The organism is Marinomonas transparens (assembly GCF_016463975.1).
GTDB lineage: Bacteria > Pseudomonadota > Gammaproteobacteria > Pseudomonadales > Marinomonadaceae > Marinomonas > Marinomonas transparens.
On sequence record NZ_JAEMNX010000021.1, the window covers coordinates 15,238 to 36,992 of the forward strand.

At 44.3% G+C, this 21,755-nt stretch carries 22 protein-coding genes; 12 read left to right on the top strand and 10 right to left on the bottom strand.

Annotated features, from left to right (window positions below; translation table 11 throughout):
- Positions 1 to 6: 6 nt before the first annotated feature.
- Together I8J31_RS15675 and I8J31_RS15680 are read right to left on the bottom strand one after the other, a co-directional pair.
- Positions 7 to 1,227 carry a RuBisCO large subunit C-terminal-like domain-containing protein gene (locus tag I8J31_RS15675; RefSeq protein WP_199469524.1) on the bottom strand — a complete coding sequence of 407 codons (1,221 nt, stop codon included), beginning with the start codon at positions 1,225 to 1,227 and terminating at the stop codon, positions 7 to 9.
- Positions 1,220 to 2,539 (bottom strand): four-carbon acid sugar kinase family protein, encoded by a 1,320-nt coding sequence (locus tag I8J31_RS15680; RefSeq protein ID WP_199469525.1) that lies wholly within the window; start codon positions 2,537 to 2,539, stop codon positions 1,220 to 1,222. The genes I8J31_RS15675 and I8J31_RS15680 overlap by 8 nt, the downstream gene beginning before the upstream one ends.
- 258 nt (positions 2,540 to 2,797) lie before the next feature.
- On the opposite strand from I8J31_RS15680, the gene I8J31_RS15685 reads away from it, so the two are divergent.
- A complete protein-coding gene (locus I8J31_RS15685; protein ID WP_199469526.1) occupies positions 2,798 to 3,586 on the top strand; it encodes a triose-phosphate isomerase in 789 nt (262 codons plus the stop codon).
- A 13-nt stretch (positions 3,587 to 3,599) separates the two neighbouring features.
- Entirely contained in the window at positions 3,600 to 4,058 is a 459-nt protein-coding gene (derI, locus tag I8J31_RS15690) for a D-erythrulose-4-phosphate isomerase (RefSeq protein WP_199469527.1), read from the top strand.
- A gap of 142 nt (positions 4,059 to 4,200) precedes the next feature.
- Here the strand turns inward: derI and I8J31_RS15695 are convergent, their stop codons facing one another.
- The 3 genes from I8J31_RS15695 to I8J31_RS15705 form a co-directional block, all read right to left on the bottom strand.
- Complete coding sequence (locus I8J31_RS15695; protein ID WP_199469528.1) at positions 4,201 to 4,539, bottom strand: TfoX/Sxy family protein; 339 nt, start codon at positions 4,537 to 4,539, stop codon at positions 4,201 to 4,203.
- An 85-nt stretch (positions 4,540 to 4,624) separates the two neighbouring features.
- Positions 4,625 to 5,011 (bottom strand): VOC family protein, encoded by a 387-nt coding sequence (locus I8J31_RS15700; RefSeq protein ID WP_199469529.1) that lies wholly within the window; start codon positions 5,009 to 5,011, stop codon positions 4,625 to 4,627.
- Positions 5,012 to 5,135: 124 nt separating this feature from the next.
- Positions 5,136 to 5,576, bottom strand: a complete 441-nt coding sequence (locus tag I8J31_RS15705) for a winged helix DNA-binding protein (RefSeq protein WP_233402836.1) — start codon at positions 5,574 to 5,576, stop codon at positions 5,136 to 5,138.
- An 89-nt stretch (positions 5,577 to 5,665) separates the two neighbouring features.
- Between I8J31_RS15705 and I8J31_RS15710 the strand changes: the two genes are divergently transcribed.
- Entirely contained in the window at positions 5,666 to 6,055 is a 390-nt protein-coding gene (locus I8J31_RS15710) for a hypothetical protein (RefSeq protein ID WP_199469531.1), read from the top strand.
- 64 nt (positions 6,056 to 6,119) lie between these two features.
- Here the strand turns inward: I8J31_RS15710 and I8J31_RS15715 are convergent, their stop codons facing one another.
- From I8J31_RS15715 to I8J31_RS15730, 4 genes are all read right to left on the bottom strand, one after another.
- Positions 6,120 to 7,511: an FAD-binding oxidoreductase gene (locus I8J31_RS15715; RefSeq protein ID WP_199469532.1), complete on the bottom strand. Its 1,392-nt coding sequence runs from the start codon at positions 7,509 to 7,511 to the stop codon at positions 6,120 to 6,122.
- Between the two features lie 521 nt (positions 7,512 to 8,032).
- A complete protein-coding gene (locus tag I8J31_RS15720) occupies positions 8,033 to 8,536 on the bottom strand; it encodes a GNAT family N-acetyltransferase (RefSeq protein WP_199469533.1) in 504 nt (167 codons plus the stop codon).
- Between the two features lie 9 nt (positions 8,537 to 8,545).
- A complete protein-coding gene (locus tag I8J31_RS15725; protein WP_325101216.1) occupies positions 8,546 to 9,565 on the bottom strand; it encodes a DUF2333 family protein in 1,020 nt (339 codons plus the stop codon).
- A 12-nt stretch (positions 9,566 to 9,577) separates the two neighbouring features.
- Entirely contained in the window at positions 9,578 to 10,426 is an 849-nt protein-coding gene (locus tag I8J31_RS15730; RefSeq protein ID WP_199469535.1) for a hypothetical protein, read from the bottom strand.
- Between the two features lie 131 nt (positions 10,427 to 10,557).
- Between I8J31_RS15730 and dsbD the strand changes: the two genes are divergently transcribed.
- From dsbD to purD, 9 genes are all read left to right on the top strand, one after another.
- Positions 10,558 to 12,366: a protein-disulfide reductase DsbD gene (dsbD, locus tag I8J31_RS15735; protein WP_199469536.1), complete on the top strand. Its 1,809-nt coding sequence runs from the start codon at positions 10,558 to 10,560 to the stop codon at positions 12,364 to 12,366.
- A gap of 271 nt (positions 12,367 to 12,637) precedes the next feature.
- Positions 12,638 to 13,078 carry an acetyl-CoA carboxylase biotin carboxyl carrier protein gene (accB, locus tag I8J31_RS15740; RefSeq protein WP_199469537.1) on the top strand — a complete coding sequence of 147 codons (441 nt, stop codon included), beginning with the start codon at positions 12,638 to 12,640 and terminating at the stop codon, positions 13,076 to 13,078.
- 21 nt (positions 13,079 to 13,099) lie between these two features.
- Positions 13,100 to 14,440, top strand: coding sequence for an acetyl-CoA carboxylase biotin carboxylase subunit (gene accC, locus I8J31_RS15745; RefSeq protein WP_199469538.1), 1,341 nt, complete (start codon positions 13,100 to 13,102; stop codon positions 14,438 to 14,440).
- 129 nt (positions 14,441 to 14,569) lie between these two features.
- Complete coding sequence (gene prmA, locus I8J31_RS15750; RefSeq protein WP_199469539.1) at positions 14,570 to 15,460, top strand: 50S ribosomal protein L11 methyltransferase; 891 nt, start codon at positions 14,570 to 14,572, stop codon at positions 15,458 to 15,460.
- A gap of 47 nt (positions 15,461 to 15,507) precedes the next feature.
- A complete protein-coding gene (locus I8J31_RS15755) occupies positions 15,508 to 16,692 on the top strand; it encodes a DUF3426 domain-containing protein (protein ID WP_199469540.1) in 1,185 nt (394 codons plus the stop codon).
- A gap of 326 nt (positions 16,693 to 17,018) precedes the next feature.
- Positions 17,019 to 17,987 (top strand): tRNA dihydrouridine synthase DusB, encoded by a 969-nt coding sequence (gene dusB, locus I8J31_RS15760; RefSeq protein WP_199469541.1) that lies wholly within the window; start codon positions 17,019 to 17,021, stop codon positions 17,985 to 17,987.
- Between the two features lie 85 nt (positions 17,988 to 18,072).
- Positions 18,073 to 18,381 (top strand): DNA-binding transcriptional regulator Fis, encoded by a 309-nt coding sequence (gene fis, locus I8J31_RS15765; protein WP_233402838.1) that lies wholly within the window; start codon positions 18,073 to 18,075, stop codon positions 18,379 to 18,381.
- 85 nt (positions 18,382 to 18,466) lie between these two features.
- Positions 18,467 to 20,044 carry a bifunctional phosphoribosylaminoimidazolecarboxamide formyltransferase/IMP cyclohydrolase gene (purH, locus tag I8J31_RS15770; protein WP_199469605.1) on the top strand — a complete coding sequence of 526 codons (1,578 nt, stop codon included), beginning with the start codon at positions 18,467 to 18,469 and terminating at the stop codon, positions 20,042 to 20,044.
- 41 nt (positions 20,045 to 20,085) lie between these two features.
- On the top strand, positions 20,086 to 21,372 hold the full coding sequence (gene purD / locus I8J31_RS15775) for a phosphoribosylamine--glycine ligase (RefSeq protein WP_199469542.1): 1,287 nt from the start codon (positions 20,086 to 20,088) through the stop codon (positions 21,370 to 21,372).
- Positions 21,373 to 21,473: 101 nt separating this feature from the next.
- On the opposite strand, the gene I8J31_RS15780 is transcribed toward purD, so the two are convergent.
- Entirely contained in the window at positions 21,474 to 21,725 is a 252-nt protein-coding gene (locus I8J31_RS15780; protein WP_199469543.1) for a hypothetical protein, read from the bottom strand.
- Positions 21,726 to 21,755: the final 30 nt, after the last annotated feature.

Consider the following 21,755-nt stretch of genomic DNA (forward strand, 5'->3'; position numbering starts at 1 on the left):
TCATTGTTATTTTTGATTATTAGAAAAGAACGCAAGAGCTTGAGCTAACTCTTTATGAGTCAAGGCATAGCTATCTAAGGTCTGATTAGCGAAGCACGCATCCCAAGCTTGTCGAATGGCTTTCACGCCACCTTGAGGTCCCATCGGATGGCCATGAATACCGCCACCGCCGAGATACATAAGTTCTGTCGCTTGATTCGTTCGCCGATAGGTTTCAGGCACCTGCCCTCCCCATTGGCCTGAGCAAAATACAGGTAATGTTTTGGCTAGCTTCCCTAAAGGAGAAATACAAGATTGATAGGCTTCTATAACGGCATCATTATCCTGCCAATATTTGCCATCGATGCCATTAATCTGTAAATGATCAATGCCCAATAGACGCCATATTTTTTGCCAAACGTGAAAACAAATCCCCCAATCGCTGCGTTCATTGAACCCTAAGCCATTGGTATGGGCATGCAAAATCACCCCACTGAATTTATTGATGGTATCGAGTCCACAAATACCAATTTGATTAACATTGATAACCGCCGCATCACCACCTTTGCTCATTAGATAATCATGATTACGCTCTATTTCGCCAATGTCTGAATGGCAAATATTAAAGGCATAAATCACCTTCTTACCGGCTTTCTGCTGCCATTGATCAACGATGGGCATAATGCTGTCGATGCGCTCTTTAACGTGAGAGTAAGGCGGGCTTTGCAACTTTTCATCGTCCTTAATGAAATCAATATCCGCTTCAATAAGTTGGTCCACTAGCTGAGCGCTATCGGATGGTGTTATGCCAATATTGGGTTTTAGGATGCCACCAATAACCGGACCACTCTTAATACCGAGCTTTTGATAGGTTCCTTCTATGCCAAATTTAGGGCCTTTAAAGTGCGTTATAAATTCTGTACTAAATTCTATATCTTCAATAGTCAGGGCTTTAATCTGCTTAATGGAAGAAACACCGCCACAGGCAATAGTAAAAATGGCAGACAAGTCATAACCAGATAGATCAACAGGAAAGGAGATGATGATGATTCCCTGATACTGCTTTATAGCTGGATCAAACACTTCATCAATGCGAACTATGTTGGCCCCAAAGTGACTAAATAATTGCGTTGAAACCTCAGGAATCTTGGTAAAGGTGCCCGTTGTTTGATCATTGCAAATTTTATCTGCCACCAGAGCAAGTGGACTATCACTTTGAATACGATAGGTAACATCAAATCTATCCATGATTATTTACGCCTGTAAGAAGTCGAACGAAAAAATCAGTAGCACCCATTTGCCCACCTTTGAGAGCTATTTCTAGTCCATCGACACTCACATCATTAGAATGGGCACGGCATAAGGGAACACCGGGATAAAGTGGCGCAATAAAAGTCATGGCGTCTAAGCCTAAAGTTTGAATGCAATATCCAGAGGTGTCTCCCCCTGCGACGGCCAGCCTATTGATGGCTTTTTCTTGCACGACCTGTAACGCAACCTGCCCTAAAAACTGCCCTAGAACACGGTCAAAATTGACACATTGACTCGGCAAAAGAGCTTGATCTTCTTTCGGTGAACCAAGTGAGGAATACACCAAAGGCGATCTATTTTTAGCAAGAAGTGCTAAGCAAAAATCAACGACCTCCTTTAAGTAGGATGGACGAAGAGTGGAATCGCAGACCTTTTCAAGATCCAACAAGAAGGGAACAAAACCACGATCAACAGCAAACTGAATTTGATTTGACGTGGTCGGCGAGCAACTGCCTGACAGAGCCAAAAGCTTATCAGTGGCTTGTATCTTAGTCGTGTTTGTTATTTTCGTATCGCTATAGAGCGCATCCTCAAAACCGGAAGACGATACACTGAAATGAACCCCCTTCTGGCTAAAATCCCGAATCAGTTTACCTGCTGCGGAATGGGTCGCTTCATCATAAGAATCAAACACCACCACTTTTTTATCCGCTATGAAACTTTCAAGCTGCGAGCTTGCCCTGCCATTGCTGTACATAGGTAAATCAACAGAGGCACATTCGACACCTCCAAGTTGCTGCATGTGTTTAAGAAGATTCGCTTCATGCATGGGAGTGGCAGGATGGTTTCCCATTACTGGGTGGCGATCAATCCGGTAAGTAGAACCTTCAAAGTCAGCGAACAACTCGCTAAAACAGACATAGCGCTTGATCTTTGGACTACCAACCACAATTGAGGTCCAACTTGGCGAAAGTTCTGCAATACCAATTTGTGTGGCTTTAGCAATATTTCCCTTATGAAGGCCCGAATCAAACGTTGAGCACACTTTATAATGAATATATTTACCGTTAACCGATTTTAGAAATTGATATATTCTAGGAAGGTTTTCAGACATCCACTGAGGGTCTTTACTTCGACTGATCCCTGCAAGACCAATACAGTCATAGTCGGAAAAGCGTTTCAGTTCATCTTCTGTTGGGATACGCATCCATAGCACGGCTTTTTTCCCACATAGACTTAAACTTTCAAGTACGTCAGTTGAGCCAGTGAAGTCGTCACCATAAAACGCGAGTTCTCTGTTTGTTTCCAAAGCCTATCCCTTCTTATTATTTTTTCGGACATTGCTATTTTTGCTACGAAGCAGCAAAAAACTGTCTTCTATACATTGTCAAACAACACCTATCCAAAATAATCAAAAGATTACAAATAATCAACAATAATTTTAAATTCATTTGATTTGTTGCTTTTTATGATTAAATTCAATCATAATGGCGAAAAGTTGATTATGTTGATGAATCAATTTCAGCTATCTATCCCATCTCCCCATGACACAGTAATTGGAAAAGATATGAATAATAAGAAGCCGTTTTGGATAGGAACAAGTTGGAAAATGAATAAAACCCTAGAAGAAGCCATGTCTTTTTCTAAGGCACTTCTGGTGGATGAGCCCAATGCCGATCCACGTATTCAGCGATTTGTTATCCCTCCTTTTCCACTCATTCATCAAGTTAAACAAACTCTCTATGGCTCGGCAGTAAAAGTCGGCGCGCAAAACATGCATTGGGCTGAAAATGGAGCCTGGACCGGAGAAATCTCACCTCTGATGCTAAAAGATGCTCAACTGGATCTGGTCGAACTGGGACACTCAGAAAGAAGAGAGTTTTTCGCTGAAAGCAATGAAACCGTAGGCCGTAAAGTCGCAGCGGCTATTCATCATGGCTTAATTCCGCTGATCTGTATTGGCGAAACCTTAGCAGATAAGGAAAGCGGCAATGCCGCTCACTTCCTTGCAGAGCAAGTCAAAGGGGCCTTGCAATACCTTATTACAGAAGAGCAAAAACAAGCCCCGATACTATTTGCTTACGAACCGATTTGGGCGATCGGCGAGCACGGTATTCCGGCTTCACCGGAGTACGCAAATTTGCGCCAAGGGGAAATTATAGCCCTCACATTTGAACTACTCGGTCAACGGCTTCCCTGTCTTTATGGCGGCTCTGTTAATCAAGACAACTGTGAAAAACTCATTGCCCATAAAAACATAGATGGCCTATTTATTGGCCGATCAGCTTGGGATGTAAATGGCTACATCAGCATTTTAAATAAATGTCTAACCGTCATTAATTCAATTGAACAATAACAAGAGGTGAATTATGAAAATTGCAATCGCAGGAGACAGTGTTGGCGAAGGATTAGCCGCTGCATTGACCGAACATCTAAGTGACAAATTCACGGTAGAAAATGTTTCTAGAACCGAAAAAGGCGCGGATGATTTTTACGCCGACATTGCGGATCGTGTTGCCAATGCCATACTCGATGGAAAATACGACAAAGCCATCTTAATTTGCGGGACTGGTATTGGTGTCTCTATCTCAGCCAGTAAAGTACCTGGTATTCGAGCAGCCCTCACCCATGACACCTATTCAGCCCAACGCGCAGCCCTCTCTAACAATGCCCAGATCATTACCATGGGCGCCCGCGTAATAGGCCCAGAGCTGGCAAAATCCATTGCCGACGCATTTTTACAAGAAGTCTTCGATGAGAATGGCCGTTCAGCGGGAAATGTGAAAGCGATTAATGCCGTGGATGAGAAGTATCACGTTAAAAGCTAGCGCAAAACCTTCTCTTTTTGACCTAAATTGCATTGGGCTCCATTCAAATGCTTTGAACCATGAGTTTTATCTTCCCTAGTAGAAGACGGAGAACTGCCTTTTCGCTTCCTTTATTTTATGAATATAAAAGGTGAAAAGGCATTTATTTCGGCTTTTTAGGAGGTAACCTAGTGACAAAACTTAAACATAAGCCAACCCAATACTGTAGGGTTTCATCTTCTGCTACACCTTCAGCAGAGACATAAATCATGCCCTTCATAGATTTACCAGTAAAATCCATTTTACTCACATGTTCTCGGTTAAGGCATTCTTCATAATTATCTGGGCCGACTCGCCCCATCAATGTATCGCCTACAATTCCACAACACATGTGATCAGAGACCATAAAACACAGGCCACCAAACATTTTCTTTTCTACCACATCATTTCTAGAAGTGAAGCAGCCCCTTACTCTTTCAGCAAGTCCTTCATCAAAAGCCATTACTACAAACCCTCTCGATACATTTTCGCCCAAGCTTGTTTTCTAACACTCACTTAAGAGCCTATTTCCGTATCAATAGCACATTTTATTGTCCAGCAGGCGGCTGCCATAACTCCACCTTATTACCCTCAGGGTCGATAACCCAAGCAAACTTCCCATATTCAGAGTCGTCAATCTTGTCCAAAACGTTACACCCTTCGTCTTTAAGCGCTGCGACCAAGGCGTAAAGATCATCTACACGGTAGTTAATCATGAAAGAGGAATTACTGGGGGCAAATTGATCTCCCTCTTCCGAACCAACCGACCAGATAGTTGTTCCGCCTATGGGCTTACCATCCGAGTCTGTCGAGTTAAATGCCGCCCCTCCCCATTCTTGAACATCGATACCTAGGTGACGCTTGTACCAAGCATGCATTGTAGGAGCATCCTTTGCCTTGAAAAAAATACCACCAATACCAGTAACTCGTTTCATATGGCTCTCCTTTGAATTCGCTTAACTCTGAGTTATTTATTAATTACTAATAACACAACGCTCATTCAAACGCCTTGATTCACCAGCTTTATTCCACTCTGTTGGGCGGTTTTGAACATGCCTATTATGTATGTAGTTTGTCATTTATAGCATCAGCGATGACATTCATTTCACTCATTATTTTTTCTGGTTTGTTGGACTCTGAATACTTAAAAAGAACGTCATCGACTTCAGCCAATAACTTCCTAGCATCTGACATGAGATATTCGCCTGCTTCTGTAAAGTGAATTTCCTTTTGCTTACCAGCCCCCTCTTTTTGATCAAGGTACCCTAAACGGCTGAGCTCCTTCACCGTCTTTGCGACCATTTGCCTTGTCACGTCTAAACTTCGAGCGATTTCCGATCCGTAGTTAACACCACACTCAAGAACACTAAGAAAGGAAAGGTATGATGGCGTGAGCGACGTATAACCTTTTTCAACCAAACGCTGAGCAATGTATTTAGTCATAACATCATTTAATCGAGATGTACTTTGCATGAGCTGCAAGGATTGAGATTCCATCATGGGAACCCCTCTTTTTGTAAACCTAGTTGACATATATTTGCTCGACGATTATGTTTTATGTCAACCAAGTATACATAGAAGAGGCAATTATGTTAAACCTGAAAAATATCATGCGTGCGAACGCAGTCAGCTGTTTAGTCTTTGGAGTTTTGTTTACCCTACAAGCTAATCTAGTGGCCACTTTCTTAGGCGGCGAGTTAGCAGCGCCTCCACTCTATCTATTGATTCTAGGCATTTTATTGGTAGTGAATGGTCTTCATCTCGTTTGGGCTTCAAGGATTCCACTGCCTAAAAAACACCTTATATTGTATTTTTCAGTGGGCGACTGTTTGTGGGTTATCGCCTCTGTGGCATTAATGCTTGCAGAAGTTTGGATTACGACCATCGGCGGAATATTGACAACAAGTGCTGTTGCCATCCTGGTGGGAGTGTTCGGGGTGCTTCAAATGACCAGTAGAAAAGCAATGGGGCACTGTTAGAAACTGACCACATAAAAAGGGCTCTCAAGGTCCATAACCTGAGACCCCTTTTTTAACCATGCCGTTACGACGCAGTAAGAGAAAATATTTTTCCAGGGTTCATAATATTGTTTGGATCAAAAGACTGTTTGATCAAGCGCATATAATCCACACACTCCCCTAGTTCTTCCGTCAACAAAGATTGTTTACCCAATCCGATTCCATGTTCCCCAGTGCAGGTACCATCCATAGCAATGGCATCCGCAGCTAGCCTCGCACAAAAGGCTTTTATCTTGGCGAACTCTTCGGTATTGGTCCGATCAACAGGGATCACGAAATGGAAATTACCATCGCCAACATGGCCCATCAAGGGGCCATAAATACCATCGTCTTCAAGGTATTGTTGGGATTTTTCAATCATCTCAGCCAGCCTTGAAATAGGCACACAAACATCTGTGGCCAAAAGCTCTGCACCCGGTCGCATGGCCATTACCGCCAGAGCCCCATTATGGCGAGCTTCCCAAAGAGCATTGCGATCTTCTTCTAAGGTCTTCCAAATAAAGTCTGCGCTGTCGAATTCTGCACAGATACCGCCAACCGTTTCGGCTTGCTCTTTAACTGATACTTCACTGCCATGGAATTCTAAAAATAAGGTAGGCTTGACCGCATGTGTACTTTTTAAATAGGTGTTTACCGCTTCAATCGTCAGCCCATCCAACAACTCAATACGTGCAATCGGCACACCATACATCAAGGTAGTGATGACGGCGTTAATAGCGGATTCCATATCCGGAAAGGACGCCACCGCAGAAGAAATGGCTTCGGGAATAGGATACAAACGCAATGTAATCTCGGTAATAATGCCAAGCGTCCCTTCTGAGCCAACAAACAAATGGGTTAAATCATAGCCAGCCGAGGATTTACGCGCACGTTGAGCGGTTTTAATCACCCGCCCATCTGCGGTAACCACCGTCAGCGAAACCACATTATCTTCCATGGTACCGTAGCGCACACTGGTTGTGCCGCTGGCCCGAGTTGCTGTCATGCCACCGATTGTCGCATTGGCACCCGGATCAACAGGAAACATTAGTCCCTGATGACGCAGCTCCATATTCAGCTGCTTACGAGTGACGCCCGGCTGCACACTGACATCAAAATCTTCGCTTCTAATCTCAAGGACCTTGTTCATTTCGGTGAAGTTGATACATAGCCCACCTTGAGTTGGAATCACCTGACCTTCCACCGATGAACCCGCCCCAAAAGCCACAATCGGCATTTGGTAAGTTGCACAAATTTTCACCGCCTTTACCACGTCTTCTGTTTCATGGGCCATTAAGACTGCATCTGGCAACGCCCCTTCATGCCATGATTCATCCTGCCCATGATGGCTGCGTACCGACTGAGAAGTGTGTAACCTATCACCAAAAATTTGAGAAAGTTCTTCAATCGCGCGGGTAATATTTTCAGAGATCGCCATAATCTTGCCTTCTTTTATTGTGCTTATTTCCTTAAAGGTATTGCGAGGGGAATTTTATAGGAAATGAGCATATATGACGATATTCATAAAATGAATTTTTCCATACGAAACTATGAAACATCACTCAAGCTTTCACGCAGTTCTGCTAAACCCTTTGATATAAATGAATAACCTAACGGCACCTTCTTCAGCCACAAAAGCAAAATGACATTCCTGCTCGAACCTACCGCTTACCTAGTCGCAATCCTGATTGCGCGACGCCTCAGAGTTTCAAAGCCCGTTAAAATAACCTTTCTCTTATCAAAATCACTTCATTCATGCCTTACGATATCGAGCGTCTAGCCTAACGTAACGCTAAACAAACAGATGACACGTTTGGGCTGAAAATCCGACAAGATCTCTTTTGGTTATTTTTGTACTTTCCTGAATGAAACAGCGGGCAAAAGTTACACGCTCAACAGAGTGGAATAAAGTCGATGAATACAAAGCGTTTGAATGGAAGCCAAAGATTAAAGAAAGAACTAAAACTCTCGTCCTAGAAGATAAACGTCTTCTGTGATGCCCTCGTTTTGCGCAATATTCGGCAATACGCCCCATTCATCAAAGCCTTGGCGTTGGAAGAAACCTTGGCTCTCTAGGTTGCTGGCATAAATGTAGGCAACTAGGTGGGTGAATCCGAGTACTTTTCGCTGTGCTTCAAGATGGTGAAATAAATCTCTACCAACGCCGCTTCTTTGATAGGTAGGCGAGACGTAAAGGCTAATTTCACAAGCGCTATCGAAGGCAGGTAAACCGTAAAAAGGTTCAATAGAGCACCAAGCGATGAGATTACCCTGTTGCTCAAGTACCAGCATGGGGTGTTTATCTGTGACGTTTTCTAACCAGTCCATCACTTCAATCAGGCTAATATGGTCTTGCCGGTGGCGGGGAGAGAAAAATAGATTGCAGGATTGAAATACCGACAGTATCGCCGGAGCATCGTCTAACACTGCGTGACGAATGCTCCGGCCATGTTGGAGTGGCATAAAGTAATGCTAACCCTGTTCAAGCAAACGACGTAGATCAATGATCGCAGCGTTAGCACGAGAAATATAAGAGGCCATTACCAAAGAGTGGTTAGCCAATACGCCGAAACCACTGCCATTAAGAATCATAGGTGCCCATACGGTTTCTTGGGTCGCTTCTAATTCACGAATGATCTGGCGCAAGCTTACTAGGGCATTTTTGTCTTCTAGGGTGAAGTAAAAATCCACTTCCACAGCACGCAAAATATGAATCAATGCCCAACTGGCACCACGGGCTTCATAGAAAACATCATCAATTTTTGTCCAAGGCGTACGTACATAAGAACGGCTATTGGCGTCGTTTGTGGCTTCACTATCCTCGCTAATCACACTAGCAGATAGGCTCTGGGACAAACTGCCTAAGCGCGTGCTGATATCTGATAACCAATCAGAGAGATTATCTGCACGGGCATAGAATTGCGCTTTTTCCCCTGATGCACCAGCAAGGCGATCCAGATATTCCATTAGTTCTTTGTTGCCACGGCGATATTCACTTTCACTGGAGGGAAAAGCCCAGCTTTTATTGTCAAAGTTAAACTGTGGCTCGGCAATTTTCAGGTTCACATCTTCCGTGGACTGGGACTGGGAGCGGCTGAATTCTTTACGAAAAGCTCTGGCCAAATCACGGGCTTGTACTAAAACACCAAATTCCCATGCTGGCATATTATCCATAAAGACACCCGGCGGCATGATGTCATTGGTAATGAAACCACCCGGCTTATCTAATAAGGTTTCCACCAAAGAATGCAACGTACTTGCTGTGGTGTAACCGACAGCCAGTTTTTTACTGTTATTCAAATAACCTTGCTCAGCAGCTTTCTCTTTTGCTGTCGCCACCACATCAAATTGATCCGGCTCATTACTCCAATACATTCCAAGAATGGTAAGTAATATCACTAATACCAGCACAACCGCCAAGGCGGTTTTTCCGGCGCCGGAAAAGTTAGTATTGGTTCTGAAAAGTTGCAGTTTATCTATTAGTTCAGATATCTTTGACATACCTTAATCCTGTTGTAATTCCACCATGTAATCCGCCCGATGATAAATCATCCCACGCACACGAAAATCTTCAACTCGGCTGTTGATGATCTGATAAATCAAGCGAGCCTCTTTATCATTTGACCAATAGATGGCAAGCGAATCTTTCGTTTGAATCACCTCATCTATAATAGGCTGAATTTTGGCGATTATCTCATCTTCACTTAAACTAAAAAGGTTTTTCGGCAACAAATATTGCCCTTCCTTTAGCTCTTTTGGTTGCTTTTTCTTCGTGACCTTTTTTCTTCTTTGCTCACGCTGCGAACGTAAATCTTTGATACGGGACGACACTTCGACTATTAGAGCATCTTCGGGATTAACAAAGCGAGCAAGTTCAAGATAACGCGCCGCCGCTGAGTAACTTCTCGAGCGTGCTGCTTCCCAAGCCCACTGGGTATATAAATCGACAATAGAGGCAATGCCATGGATGGCTTCAAAATTACCCGGTTCACGCCCTAATGCCGCTTGAAAATATAAATTAGCATTATCATCTTCAGGAGTGAGCAAGCGTTTCGCCGCTAATGCTTGATCACCTTGTTTAATAAGTCGTTGAGTAATTTTTTGTGCGCTTGTCAGCTGTTTTTTGACAATAGGTTCTGAGCTTTTCATTTTAGCGTCAGGTGCATTTTCTTCAGCAGATGTGCTGTTTACCTCAGGTTTAGATCCATCGACATCAACCGTTTCAGGCTCTTGTGCGACAGCTGGTGTCTCATCAGTCACCTCAGGTTGAATGGGATCAACTGACTGAAAATTCCCTTGGCAGCCTGTCATAAAAAGGGCAAAAAATACGATACTTACTGCTTTTTTAGTCAATTTAGCCTCTTATGATTGGAAACTTTAAGGTGGATTGCTAGTCTATATCTGCTTCCGACGCGATGGAATGGCTATTATCAAGTTTATTGCCTATACAAAGCTCACGTCCCACTCTTTTATCGAAGATAACTATGCGCCTAACTGTTCTACTGCTTTTGTTTTTCATTCAACATGCGGCCTATGCTTTCACTTTCGCCCCAGCAAGCAGTTTTGATACACCAGAATTTTTATCGGCTGACCAAGCCTTTCAACTGTCTGTTTCTTCCCCTCAAGAGGGGAAAATAACAGCAAAGTGGTTAATCAGCGAAGGTTATTATTTATACCAAAAACAGTTCTCTCTCTCTGGCGAACAGGCCAATAAATTACATTTTGCGCCTTTTCCTTCTGGAGAAACAAACACAGATGAGTATTACGGTCAGGTCACCGTTTATCGTCATCAACTTAGCCTAGCCATTTATTACGATATAAACTTACCTGCTGGCACTAAGATCAATGCCATTCTGTCGTATCAAGGCTGTGCAGACAAAGGCCTTTGCTATCCTCCGCAAAAGTCGCCTATCCAGTTTACCGTTCCACCACCGCCTGCTTCCACAACAATACCGGCAGAAAAGGCTATAGAAAACAATGCCACAGGGTTCAAGCTTTCTCCCTCGGAAGCAAGCCATGTAAGCCAACTTCTTAGCTCAGCCAATTTATGGACAAGCTTGGCGACTATTTTCGGCCTTGGCCTACTGTTGTCATTCACCCCCTGTGTTTTACCCATGGTGCCTATCGTCAGCGCTATCGTTGTAGGTACACGAGATTCAAAACTTGGCTCCTTTTACTACAGCCTGATCTATGTACTCGGCATGGCATTCACCTATGCTGCCATTGGAGCATTGGTCGGGACATTTGGTTCCCAGCTAAATTTACAAGCCCAGCTACAAAACCCCATATTACTTGTCATCAGTGCTGCGCTATTTGTCGCTCTCGCTTTAGCCATGTTCGGTGTCTATGAATTACACCTGCCCAGCGCTTGGCAAAGCCGCCTGCAAGCATCAGCAAATATATCTAGCTCACCGTGGAAATCCAGTCTTAGTACTTTCCTAGCAGGTGTCTTTTCTACACTGGTCGTTTCACCCTGTATTTCAGCCCCCCTCGCTGGCATTCTGCTTTATATTAGTAGCCAAGGTCATGCTGGTTATGGTGCTTTGATGTTATTTATCATGGCCTTAGGCATGGGAATACCCTTGCTTATGGTTGGTCTGTTTGGCCCAAGAATTTTACCGAAGAACGGCGAATGGTTAACCGACATCAAAACCCTCATGGGATTTGGTTTGCTTGGTGTCGCCATTTGGCTGATTACCCGCTGGTTACCAGCCAGTAGTCATCTGTTTCTTTGGGGAGGATTGGCCTTTGCCATCAGTGGTTACTTTATTCATCGAGCCTATTCCTGCTCATCGCATCCAGTGCGCTGGTTTTTAGCACTCGCTTGCTTTGCCATCGGCATTATCGAATTTGCAGGTGCGGCGGCAGGTGGTACAAAACCATTAGTTCCCTTAAGCAAACTCTTCTCTTCAGCAAACAGTACACAACAAAACTTATTTAATGCCAACATCACCAGTCTGGATGAGCTACAAGCCTTAATCGATCAAGCAGATACTAGACCCATTGTATTAGACCTTTATGCTGACTGGTGTATCAGCTGTAAGATTCTCGAAGACGAGGTATTTCGCGCCCCTGACGTATCTCCTCTACTTAATCAAGTAAGACTTGTTAGGGTCGATGTCACCAAGAATTCAGCCGATAACCAAGCATTTATGGCCAAGTTCAATCTATTTGGGCCTCCATCTTTAGTCTTTTTAGACCCTCAAGGGAAAGAGAGAAAAGAGCTTACTTTAATCGGTGAACCCAACAAAAATCAGGTAATCAATAGGCTTAAGCTTATTGGCGAGCCATAAAACCAACAGAAAAAAACAAAGGGTTTACAAGAGATTGTTTTTTGACCATAGATGATGTTTTCATGTTTTTTCACAGCAAAACTGGACAATATCCCGCTTTTTATTGATAATTTCGCTTTACGGGCTTTCACATTTTTAATTATAGGAAAGCTTTGGTTTGTTTTAAGCGCCAGCTTTGCCATAAAGCAATTTTCACAGCGCGCCCAAATTATAAAAGACCAGTGACGTTTTAACTCATTGGGAAACTGATACTGACAAGAAGAGAGTAATCATGGACATTCGTAAAATTAAAAAATTGATCGAGCTTTTGGAAGAATCCAACGTCTACGAGATCGAAATCAAGGAAGGTGAAGAAGCGGTTCGTATCAGCCGAGGTGGTGCTCCAGTTCAAATGGCACCACAAATGGTTGCCGCCCCTGCTGCACCAGCGCCTCAAGCAGCGCCTGCTGCCACTCCAGAAGCGCCAGCCGCAGTAACAGGCCATACAGTGAACTCACCTATGGTCGGCACTTATTACAAATCTTCTGCACCAGGTGCTAAGTCTTTTGTTGAAGTTGGACAAAAGGTTAATGTTGGCGACACGATTTGTATTGTTGAAGCAATGAAAATGATGAACCAAATTGAAGCCGATAAAGCCGGCACCATTGGCGCTATTCTTGTTGAAGACGGCGAACCAGTCGAATTTGATCAGCCACTTGTTTCCATCATTTAATTCACATCAATAGGTTTCATCATGCTTGATAAGGTATTGATTGCTAACCGAGGCGAAATCGCGTTACGTATTTTACGTGCGTGTAAAGAACTCGGTATCAAAACCGTTGCGGTTCACTCTAAAATTGACCGCGACCTACTTCACGTTCGCCTAGCAGACGAGTCCATCTGTATTGGACCGAACCCTTCCGCACAAAGCTATTTAAACATTCCTGCCATTATTAGTGCGGCAGAAATCACAGACACCTCAGCCATTCATCCGGGCTACGGTTTTCTTGCAGAAAATGCGGACTTTGCGGAACAAGTTGAAAACTCTGGTTTTGCTTTCATCGGCCCGAAAGCCGAAACCATTCGCCTAATGGGTGACAAGGTTTCTGCAATCAAAGCGATGAAAGAAGCAGGCGTACCAACCGTTCCTGGTTCCAATGGCCCTGTACCAAGCGACCCAGATGAATGTCTACGGGTTGCCCAAGAAATCGGTTTCCCAGTAATCGTCAAAGCCGCCGCAGGTGGTGGTGGCCGTGGTATGCGTGTGGTTCACAACGAAGCCAGCCTACTTAAATCAATCAGTATTACCCAGTCTGAAGCGGGTTCTTACTTCGGTGACAGCACGGTTTACATGGAGAAATTCCTACAAAACCCTCGCCACGTTGAAGTTCAAGTACTGGCGGATGGCCAAGGCAATGCGGTTCACCTTTATGATCGTGACTGTTCATTACAACGTCGCCATCAAAAAGTATTAGAAGAAGCACCAGCGCCAATGCTGGATGAAACTTCTCGCCAAGCTTGTCTTAAAGCCTGTGTCGATGCTTGTATCAAAATCAATTACCGTGGCGCAGGTACCTTTGAGTTCTTGTATGAAGATGGTGGTTTCTACTTTATCGAAATGAATACTCGTGTTCAGGTAGAGCATCCGGTAACCGAAATGGTTACGGGTGTGGACATAGTAAAAGAGCAGCTACGTATTGCTAGCGGCCTTCCACTGTCATTAAAACAGGAAGACATTAAGCTAAACGGTCACGCGGTTGAAGCTCGTATCAATGCAGAAGACTCTAAAACCTTCATGCCAAGCCCGGGTAAAGTGGATTACTTCCACGCGCCAGGTGGTATGGGTGTTCGTGTCGACTCTCATTTATACAGTGGTTACTCGGTTCCACCGACTTATGATTCTATGATTGCTAAAATCATTTGTCATGCTCCAGACCGTACCGCTGCACTAAAACGCCTATCTGGTGCGCTAGATGAGACTTTCATTGATGGAATCAAAACCAATATTGATCTCCAGAAAGACCTAGCGAATGATGCCAACTTCATTGCTGGTGGTGTAAATATCCATTATTTGGAGAAAAAGCTCGGCTTGTAATCATCCGCCATTAAGCTTTTGTTTTGTCTCTAGCGATACGTTAAATCGCTAGAGACAATTATTTCTACTCGCGTACCATCCCAAGCTTCGCTATCCTATTCCCTGTTTGTTTATAGTTGGACTCCATTTATGCCTTGGCTTCAAATACGTATCCATACGACACCTGATCACATTCCCGCTTTCGAAGACACATTGCTTGAATGCGGCGCCATGGTTGTCACCTTCGAAGATGTTCATGATGATCCAGTATACGAGCCTGAGCTCAACACCACGCCATTATGGAATAATACCAAGCTCACAGGTCTCTTTGAGGCCGATGCTGATATAGAACACATTCGCTCAGCCGTTCAACAAAAGGCCGAGTCGTTGGGTGCAACAAACATTGATTTGAAAATAGAAATTCTTGAAGATAAAGACTGGGAAAGAGAGTGGATGGACAACTACCATCCCATTCAATTTGGTGAACGCCTCTGGGTTTGCCCAAGCTGGCGCGAAGTACCGGATGAAAATGCCATTACCCTAATGCTCGACCCAGGTCTCGCTTTTGGTACAGGTACTCATCCGACGACAGCCCTGTGCTTGCAATGGCTAGATTCAATCGATTGCAACAACAAAACCATCATAGACTATGGCTGTGGCTCTGGCATTCTTGGTATTGCTGGGCTATTACTGGGCGCGAATAATATGGTGGGTATCGATATTGACCCGCAAGCCGTTCAAGCGACACAGGCAAACGCTGAGCGAAACAATATAGAAGCAAACCGCATCGAGGTAAAACTACCGCCTTATGAATCTGATCTACAGGCAGATATTGTAGTGGCAAACATTTTGGCTGGTCCACTCGCCCAATTGGCACCAACCATTTCTGCCCTTGTTAAAACAGGGGGGCAGCTGGCACTTTCTGGTATATTGGCAAATCAAGCAAAAGAAGTACTTGATGCATACCAAGAGTGGTTTACCCTAGACTCCATAACCGAAAAAGAAGAATGGGTTCGTATTGTCGGCACCAAATTTGCGTAATATTGTCACTCATACAGCATAGAATTTAGAAGGAAGGCACACCCCAAATGGCTAATAGCTTAATCACACGTTGTCCAAAATGTTCCACTGCATTTCGTGTCAGCGACGAAGCATTGAGCATGGCCAAGGGGAAAGTGCGATGCGGTCAATGCTTCCATATCTTTGATGCACAAAAAGCGATCAACGAGAAACAAGCCAAAAATAACGAAAAACAGACACAAGCCACAACAAGAGAAGAGGCGACACCGGCTTCCGAGTCAGCCAAAAAGACTAACAAGACAGACAGCAATGCTCAATTTGATACTCGCCTCGCTCCTGTCAGTCAGGACGACATTAATCCAGAATGGCTGCATACCTTATTCAAGGACGACGATTTAACTTCGCCCGGTCAAACTAAATCTCAAGACGATGCTCAAGTAACCCCCTCTCAAGAAAATAGAAAAATAGAAGAACCTGCGCCTTGGGAAGTAGAACTTGCAGAGGTAGAAGCAGCACTTAATTCAACCTCCAGCCCTCTACCTATACATAAAGAAGCAAAAACGGCTCCCACAGCTTATAGAACCCCAAAAAAAGCACCTGAGCCTGAACCAGATTATATGGTTGCACTGCACTCCTTAGCCCAATCAGCTTCGGAGCAAGCTCGCCCTTCGAATAGAGAAAGCCAGCACACCATTCTTGAGCAACTATCTGCCCAAGATAACCTCGCGCCGTTACTCGATGAAAACAAGACTTCGAAGCAACACCCTTTACGCTGGTTATGGACATTGGGCACACTTCTGGGATTAATCGTATTGGCTAGCCAAGTAGCCGAGCACTTTTTCGATCAAGGTAGTCGCTCTACCAATTTCAGAGCAATTTACCGAACAATCTGTACCTACTCAGGCTGTAACCTGCCTAGGTTCGAAGATGTCAGTGCCATTAGCATTCAAAATGTACGAGTACAAAGCCATCCATCAATACCTAATACTCTGCTGGTTAATGCCATCATTACTAACACCACCCCCTTTTCACAGCCTATGCCTAAAATTGCATTGGAATTCTTTGACCTCAATGGCGCACCAGTCGCCGCTAGACTCTTTGCTCCCAGCAGTTATCTGCATAAGGATTTTCTTGATATCACCTATATGCCGCCCAATACTCCAATCCACTTGGTCATTCCTATCCAAGACCCTGGAGCCCGTGCAGTAACACATCAGCTTAGAGCTTTTCCAACAGACACGCGTTCTTACTAAAGATCACCCAAAACGACTTTGCTCAATAAAACTGTGTTAAAAATCGATTCAAAATACGTATTTAATAAGATAACGCTGGCTAGACATCCTGCGTCGCCCTGACATTGCCCCCATCTAACGGCCCTCTTCTAGTCATTGTTTTTTGCCTTATCTTTGTTTACTGGCTTTTGCGATGGGCTCTTTTAGGACTTAGGACAAAAAAAGAACAAAAAATAGTCAATTTTTAGTCTGTCAAGACTTCAAAAACAACGCTTGCCTAGGTATTATTCACGCCCGCTCGACACTGTCGCCGATCTTTAACATTCGATTCAGTATTCAGGAACATCATGGCATTTGCTATTGGCCCATATTGCGTTGACAAACCAGTGATACTTGCCCCTATGGCAGGCGTGACTGATTTGCCTTTTCGCCGCCTTTGCCATGATCAAGGAGCCGGTTTGGTGGTCTCCGAGATGGTCACCTCGGACGTTCGCCTATGGAACTCGACAAAAAGCCGCCATCGTTTAATACACGATATGGAAGTCTCACCAAGGTCCGTTCAAATCGCTGGAGGCGACCCTATAATGATGGCTGAAGCCGCTCAACAAAATGTTGAATTAGGCGCACAAATCATCGATATCAATATGGGTTGCCCTGCCAAAAAAGTATGCAATAAAGCCGCTGGCTCTGCGCTGCTTAAAGACGAAGCTCTGGTTCGTGAAATACTAGAATCTGTTGTGAATAGTGTCTCTGTGCCTGTTACGTTAAAAATTCGTACAGGTTGGAGTCAAGATCAAAAAAATGGCCTTACCATTGCCAAGATGGCAGAAAATATTGGCATCCAAGCATTAGCCATTCACGGACGAACACGGGAATGTAAATTCCAAGGTCACGCGGAATACGACACCATCGCGGAAATCAAACATCATTTGAGCATTCCTATTTTTGCAAATGGGGACATCAAAGATGCGCCATCAGCCAAATATGTTAAAGACTATACGAACGCTGATGGCATCATGATCGGACGAGCGGCACAAGGTCGTCCATGGATATTCCGGGAAATCAATCACTATTTGCAGACAAATGAATTGTTAGCTCCACCCTCTTTATCAGAGGTAAGACAGATGGTTACCAACCATGTAAAAGCCTTGCACCAATTTTATGGTGATTACCTTGGTGTGCGTATAGCTCGCAAACACGTTGGTTGGTATTTGCAAACGTTAGCGGATAAAACACAATTTCGTAGCTTGTTTAATCGTATTGATAATACGCAGCAGCAACTCGATCAATTAGACGAATTTTTTGTTTGCCAATAGGCAAACAAACCTTGTACTTAGGCTCTTAAAGAAAGAATTGAAAAAGCCAATAGGCGATTTGGATTCTATCAATAAGCACTAATAAATGGTTAGCTTTAAACTAGAAGGTCATTCTGTGGTAGAACAAACTAATACTCCAACATTTCAAGCGGCTTCTTCAGAACAGTCACAAACTCTTCGTGGCAATGTTGAAAAAGCATTACAAAACTATTTCACTCATCTTGATGGACAACCTGCCACTGATTTATATCAGTTAGTATTAGCTGAGGTTGAGGCACCTTTGCTAGAGTCTGTAATGAGCTATACAAAAGATAATCAAACAAAAGCGTCATCCATCCTCGGCCTAAACCGAGGCACACTGCGCAAAAAGCTAAAGCAATACGGCATGCTATAGCAAACAGGAAAAAGGGCGAATACGCCCTTTTTTCGTTTTAACTTCCCCTTGTTAAACCAGCTCTAAAAATATTGTGAGAACCATGATGGCAAATCAAAACACAGTCACTCCAATCAAACGCGCTCTAATCAGTGTTTCCGACAAAACAGGCATAGTCGAATTCGCTCGCGAACTAACGACTAAAGGCGTTGAGATCCTTTCGACTGGTGGTACCTACCGCCTTTTATTGGATAATAACGTTAAGGCAACAGAAGTATCCGATTACACAGGTTTTCCTGAAATGATGGACGGACGTGTAAAAACCTTACACCCTAAAATTCATGGTGGCATTCTGGGTCGTCGCGACATCGATGGCGCTATCATGGAAGAACACGGCATTGATCAAATTGATATGGTGGTGGTTAACCTTTACCCATTCGAAGCGACCATTGAACGCCCTGATTGTGATTTGCCAATGGCCATTGAAAACATCGATATCGGTGGGCCAACCATGGTTCGCTCTGCTGCCAAAAACCATAAAGATGTCGCTATCGTGGTCTCCCCATCCAACTATGAGGAGATCTTAGCAGCCCTTAACAATGATGGCGGCCTAACGCTTGAGCAACGCTTTGACCTTGCAGTAAAGGCCTTCGAGCACACTTCTCACTACGATGGTGCTATTGCTAACTTCCTAGGTAAAAAGGTCAAGGGTGGTAGCGAAGATTTCGCACGTACTTTTAATCTGCAATTCAATAAGCAAGAAGAAATGCGTTACGGCGAAAACCCTCACCAAAAAGCCGCTTTTTATGTAGAAGCCAACCCACAAGAAGCATCCATTAGTACAGCGAAGCAAATTCAAGGCAAAGCCCTGTCCTACAATAACATTGCCGATACTGATGCTGCCCTTGAGTGCGTTAAAAGCTTCGACAAGCCTGCTTGTGTGATTGTTAAGCATGCCAACCCATGTGGTGTAGCAACTGCCGCTTCTCAACTAGCCGCTTATGATCTTGCTTTCCAAACGGATCCAACCTCTGCATTTGGCGGTATCATTGCTTTCAACCAAGAACTAGACGCACCAACAGCGCAAGCTATTGTTGATCGTCAGTTCGTTGAAGTTATCATTGCGCCAAGCGTCAGCAAAGAAGCCGCCGCGATAGTGGCAGCCAAACAAAATGTTCGCCTACTTGAGTGTGGTCAGTGGTCAACGGAAAAATCAGCAGCCCTAGACTTCAAACGTGTTAATGGTGGCCTACTAGTACAAGATCGTGATGATGGTTTAATTACACGGGATGATTTAAAAATCGTCTCTAAGCGCCAACCAAGCGAAGCCGAGTTAACCGATTTACTATTTGCCTGGAAAGTCGCCAAATTCGTTAAATCAAATGCTATTGTCTACGCCAAAGCAGAGCAAACGATTGGTGTGGGCGCTGGTCAAATGAGCCGCGTATACAGTGCAAAAATTGCAGGCATTAAAGCCGCCGACGAAAACCTAGAAGTAATAGGGTCAGTAATGGCATCTGACGCCTTCTTCCCATTCCGTGATGGTATCGACGCTGCAGCTAAAGCTGGCATTACCGCAGTCATCCAACCTGGAGGCTCTATGCGTGACGAAGAAGTCATTGCGGCAGCAAATGAAGCCGGTATGGCCATGGTATTTACTGGCATGCGCCACTTCCGCCACTAATAACATCGTCATTAAGCTTAGCTATATAGGATGAACAAACAATGAAAATTCTTATTATTGGTAACGGTGGCCGTGAACATGCTTTAGCATGGAAGACGGCAGAATCAAAAGATGTAGATATTGTTTTTGTTGCCCCAGGTAACGCTGGCTCAGCGATGGAAAACAAGGTTGAAAACGTTAACATCGGTGTCACTGACGTTGCTGAACTTGTCGCTTTTGCAAAAAAAGAAAGCATCGATTTGACTATCGTCGGCCCAGAAGCACCACTGGTTATTGGTGTTGTGGATGCCTTTGAAAAAGCCGGGTTAGCTATCTTTGGCCCAACCGCCGACGCAGCGCAGCTTGAAGGCTCTAAGGCTTTCACCAAGGACTTCCTTGCCCGCCATCAAATCCCAACTGGCGCTTATGCTAATTTCACTGAAATTGCTCCAGCTGTGGCTTATATCAAACAACAAGGCGCTCCCATCGTTGTTAAAGCCGACGGTTTAGCCGCTGGTAAAGGCGTTATCTTGGCCGAAACGGAAGCAGAAGCCATTGCCGCTGTAGAAGACATGCTGCAAGGCAATGCTTTTGGAGATGCCGGTAGTCGCGTTGTCATTGAAGAATTTTTAGTCGGTGAAGAAGCGAGCTTTATTTGCATGGTGGATGGTGAAACGGTTTTACCAATGGCCACCAGCCAAGACCACAAAGCCCGTGACAATGGTGATAAAGGGCCAAATACCGGAGGCATGGGGGCTTACTCTCCAGCACCCGTTGTCACACCTGAAATTCATGATCGCATTATGAATGAAGTCATCATGCCAACGGTAAAAGGCATGAATGATGAAGGTAATCGCTACCGTGGTTTCTTGTATGCTGGTGTCATGGTTGCGGCTGATGGCACTCCAAAAGTGCTTGAATATAACTGCCGTTTTGGTGATCCAGAAACACAACCTATCATGATGCGCCTGCGCTCCGACTTAGCTGAAATGTGTTTAGCTGCCGTTAATGGCAAGTTGGATAGCATTGAAGCTGACTGGGATCCCCGCGCTAGCTTAGGGGTTGTGTTGGCTGCTGGCGGTTACCCTGCTGATTATGTAAAAGGCGATGTGATTTCTGGCTTGCAAATGACACTTCCAGCCCATCAAAAAGTCTTTCAAGCAGGTACTGCCATGAAAGACGGCCAAGTGGTTACCAATGGCGGACGCGTACTTTGTGCGGTTTCTCTTGGCGATAGCGTAGCAGAAGCACAAGCTGGTGCTTACCAAGTGGTTGATGGGCTTTCTTGGGATAAGGTTTACTTCCGTACCGACATTGGCCACCGCGCCATTGCTCGCGAGCAAAAATAAGTCATCTATCTCAATCTATTCGTAGATAACAAAGGCCTCACTTCAGTTGAGGCCTTTTTACTTTTATGACGAAGGTCAGAGCCAAAGTCTTGAATGCAATACTAGCCCTTAAGCTGCTGCTCTTTTTTATCTAACCAAGCTTTGAACAAACGCCCAAACTCCAATACCAGCAAACCAAAAATAACACCGGCCACCCAATCAAAGGATAATAAAAAACCTAATGCGGCTATCAGTCCATAGCCATATAGTAGGTTGGTGCGCAGCTTTGGATTTGCGCGTCTCGCCCACCAAGTAATGGCTAACAATAAGAGACTGAACCACACATAATACTCGACTAAAATTGTGTATAGCATTCGATACCCTATCTAGTTAATAATGATAGC